The sequence below is a fragment of the bacterium genome (assembly GCA_030018315.1).
GTDB lineage: Bacteria > Hydrothermota > UBA3073 > JACQXS01 > JAGMCI01 > JASEGA01.
The window spans coordinates 1-4055 of the sequence record JASEGA010000053.1 but is presented as its reverse complement, the minus strand read 5'-3'; the positions used below and the strand labels follow the sequence as shown (position 1 = coordinate 4055).

The window sequence follows — 4055 nt, the reverse complement described above, 5'->3', positions numbered from 1 at the left end:
AGGAGGTGATAGCATTTTTATTGGTGCTTATAGATTCTTGGTAGATAAGTATCTATAGAATGCTAAACAGCCTCAAAAATATTAGGAGGTGTGCGATGAATAAATTATTAATTGTTTTATTGATGCTCTCTTTTTTATGGGGCGGTAGTTTATATGCTTTTAGGTTTGAGCCGTTAGATACGGCTCAAATGTATGTTTTGCCGGATACTCAACCTGGTCAGGAAGTGGGCTCTACTTTTAAGGATTCTGTGTGTTATATCAAAGGAACAACAAGCCCAACTCTTTGGAATTGGGGAGCTGGACTTGAGTTTGACCCTACAGTTTTACAGTGTGATAGTGTGAAAAAAGGGCCACTCACAGACCTACCCGGCAGTGTATGGGCTCAGTACATAGATAATGCCTGGGGTGCTGTCCGTTGTGGCAACTGTCTATTTCAGAATCCGCCAGTAGATGGTAGTGGTACTCTTTGCTATATCTTTTGGCGAGTAATTGGGGATAGGGGCTCAATGCTGTATATGGATACTGCATGGTGTGGGACATGGGGCGGTGATGACCATCACAAGTTTCCATGCACTGTAGTTGACGGCTATTACAAGCCACCAATTCTAATGATTTTATATCCTAATGGAGAAGAATGGTTAACAATGGGCACCTCTACCACTATAAAATGGGTGAGTGCAGGTGTAATTAGTAATGTGAAACTTGACCTTTACAGAGGGAACGACTTTTACGCTAATATAGTAAGCAACACTTCAAATGATAGTTCTGAGCTATGGCTCATACCTACAAGTTACGATGTAGGTACAAATTATAAGGTAAAAATAACTTCCCTAACCGATACTACTGTTTATGATTTTAGCAACTGCGGATTTAGACTAGGTCAGAAAATTGAAGTGTTAGTTCCGAGTGGAGGTGAGATTTGGTATAAGGGAAATACCTATGAGATTAAATGGATGCGTGCAGGTGGTGGTGGGCGAGTGAGTATACATTATTATAATGGCATCTACTGGGATTATATTACTCATGTAGATGATATAGGGATATATTCGTGGACAATCCCAACTTATGCACATCCTACAGACTCAGCAAGGATAAGGATAGTCCATTGTAATTATCCGGCTAATTCTGACACAAGTAATACATTCACAATAGCAGAGCTACCTGGAATTGAGGAAAGCAAAGCTGAAAGCCAGAAGCTGGGAGCTGAAATATTTGAAATCTATCCTAATCCATTCAATAAGAAAACTATTATCAAGATAGAAGTGAGAAATGAGAAGCGAGGGGCGAGAAGCAGTTCTTACTCGCTTCCTAATTCCCAATTCTCAATTCTGATTTACGACCTCACTGGCAGGGTAGTTAGGTCTTTTCCGCTAAATACTAACTACTCACTACTAACTACTGTTGTATGGGATGGTAAAGATGCAAATGGAAAATATGTTGAGTCAGGTATCTACTTCTGCCAGCTTAGAGTTGGTAATAACAATGTGACAAGGAAAATGGTTGTAGTGAGGTAATTAAGATAGGGGACTTTTGCTCCCTATCCTTTCTGATAAGGAGCAAGAGTGAAAATGGAGTTATTAACTATCTTGATATTCATTGGGTTTAGTGGGCTTGTATTTGCTGATAGCTGGTCTACTAAGGTGAATATGTCAACTGCAAGAGATGCTTTAGGGGTTGCTGTAGTGGCTGGTAAGATATATGCTATTGGGGGGAATTCGAGCGGTGAGCATATTGCTACTAATGAGAAGTATAACCAAGCAACTAATTCATGGGCTACCAAGACACCAATGCCAACTCCACGGTATGGCCCGGCAGTTAGTGTAGTAAATGATAAGATATACGCTATAGGAGGGTGGAATGGCAGCAACTACCTTCGACTTGAGGTTAACAATAAAATTATCACTAAAAAGCTGGTGTTAGTAAAATGAAGCCACAGATTTCAGAGATTGTCAGAGTCTGTGTAATCTGTGGTTGGAAGAGGTGTGAGATGAGAGTGTTAGTATCCTGGCTCGTCTGTCTTATCTTAATTAATGGGATTGCGTTACACCCCATCCTGCAAGGGATTGGATTTGCTGACTCCTGGACCACTAAATCTGATATGCCAACTGCACGTGGTGAGTTAGCAGTAGTTGTGGTAGGTGAGACAATATACGCTATCGGTGGATCTGGTGCAGCAGGGACTGAGAATGAAGAATATGACCCAGCTGCTGATTCTTGGGCTACTAAGGCACCAATGTATTATCCACGTACGCAATTAGCGGCTGCCACAGCGAGCAATAAAATATATGCTCTCGGTGGTCTATCTGCAGGTGTTCTTCCTTGGAATGAAGAATATAATCCATCAACTAACAGTTGGGCTGACAAGTCACTTATGCCAACTGCAAGACACTGTTTAGGGGCTGCGTCTGTAGGTGGTAAAATATATGCTATAGGGGGTGGCTGTGGTGCTGGTTGGGATGTTAACGAGGAGTATAATCCGGCGACTAATTCATGGGTTAGTAAAGCCAGTATGCCAACTCCGAGGCTTAGTTTTGGTGTAGCTGTAGTAAATGATAAGATATATACTATTGGAGGGCTTACTTACGGTCACCTAACTACTGCTAATGAAGTATATGACCCATCTACTAATTCCTGGACCCAGGAGACTCCCATGATGACCGAGCGTCGTGCTCTTGCAGTTGCATCAGTAAATGGCAAAATCTATGCTATTGGGGGACGAAACCAGAGTGGCGAACTTTCTATTAACGAAGAATATGACATTGAGACTGATTCCTGGACTACAAAGACAAGTATGCCCACAGCTCGCTGGGGTGCGGCTGCTGGTGCAGTTAATGGTAAGATATATGTTATTGGAGGATATAGTGGCGGAGGTACGGTTGTTACTAATGAGGAATATGCACCGGATGCCGGAATAGAAGAGAGCTCAAACCTCAATCTCGACAGGTCGGGACAAATCTCAAAACTAGAAGTGTCTCCTAATCCATTCAGTAGAAGAACGACTATAGACATAAGACTTAAGACTAAAGACCTAAATATGGAAAAAGAGTCTTTAGTCTATGGTCTTCGGTCTCCAGTCTCTCTTAAGATTTACGACCTGACTGGTAGATTAGTTAAGTCCTTTCCCACTTATCACTTGCCACTTACCACTGGTGTTTCTTGGGATGGTAGTGATGATTTTGGTAGAGTATTACCGGACGGCGCGTATTTTTGCAAATTTATGGCTGACAATTTCACAGCAGTTGAGAAATTGATTCTCTTGCAATAAAATGCAAACTTAGCAAAAAGAGAAGGCAGTATTTATGGGATGCAGGAGTGTGTAAATAGTCATACCTTTTGCAATCCCGGTTAAAACAGTAAGGAGGGAGTGATATCTTTAAAGGAGGTGAAATTATGTATAAGTTAGTGGCTATTTTATTAACACTCTTTTTTATAGAAAGGTTTATAGAAGGAAAAAACTCGCCGGTCTCCTATACGACGTCTAAGAGTACAGTAATATCATTTAAACCAGAGACTACTTATGCACCACCAGCAGTTAATGATAGTTTTATAGACTCTATATTTATAGGTGGAATTTCGACCTCTAATCCACTTTATGGTTGGCAAGTTGATGTCCATTATGATAGTGATGCAGTGCATTCACCTTACTGTATGGAGGGTCCATTTATGAAGAGTAATGGCGCTACTTCCACTATATTTGTATTTTCTAATAATATTGACCCCTATTTTCCGGCAGAGTTAATTATTGGTGGCTCTTTAGGCCCGGGTGTCCCAAAAGAATATGCAGTATCAGGTAGTGGGTATGTTTGTAAAATTATATGGAAGGTGAAGAGTGGTAAAAATTCAGTATTGGATATAACCCGCGTAGATAACGATACATGGTGGATGGATACTTGTCTTACCAAATTTCTATTTGATACTGAAGTTGATGGCTATTTTAAGTGGAGTCCTTCGATGATAGAAGAACCAAAAAATTCCAAAACTCAAAACCCAAAATTAGAAATGGATGTATATCCTAATCCATTCAGTAGAAGAACGACTATAGACATAAGACTTAA

General features: G+C 40.6%; 4 protein-coding genes. All 4 read left to right on the top strand.

Going from position 1 to position 4055, the window contains the following annotated elements; genetic code table 11:
• Nucleotides 1-95: 95 nt before the first annotated feature.
• Nucleotides 96-1514, top strand: coding sequence for a T9SS type A sorting domain-containing protein (locus QMD71_09905; GenBank protein ID MDI6841138.1), 1419 nt, complete (start codon nucleotides 96-98; stop codon nucleotides 1512-1514).
• A gap of 54 nt (nucleotides 1515-1568) precedes the next feature.
• Nucleotides 1569-1928 (top strand): kelch repeat-containing protein, encoded by a 360-nt coding sequence (locus tag QMD71_09900; GenBank protein MDI6841137.1) that lies wholly within the window; start codon nucleotides 1569-1571, stop codon nucleotides 1926-1928.
• Nucleotides 1925-3265: a hypothetical protein gene (locus tag QMD71_09895; GenBank protein MDI6841136.1), complete on the top strand. Its 1341-nt coding sequence runs from the start codon at nucleotides 1925-1927 to the stop codon at nucleotides 3263-3265. The genes QMD71_09900 and QMD71_09895 overlap by 4 nt, the downstream gene beginning before the upstream one ends.
• Before the next feature lie 125 nt (nucleotides 3266-3390).
• Nucleotides 3391-4055 (top strand): cohesin domain-containing protein (locus QMD71_09890; GenBank protein MDI6841135.1); only part of this gene is annotated, 665 nt, incomplete at its 3' end.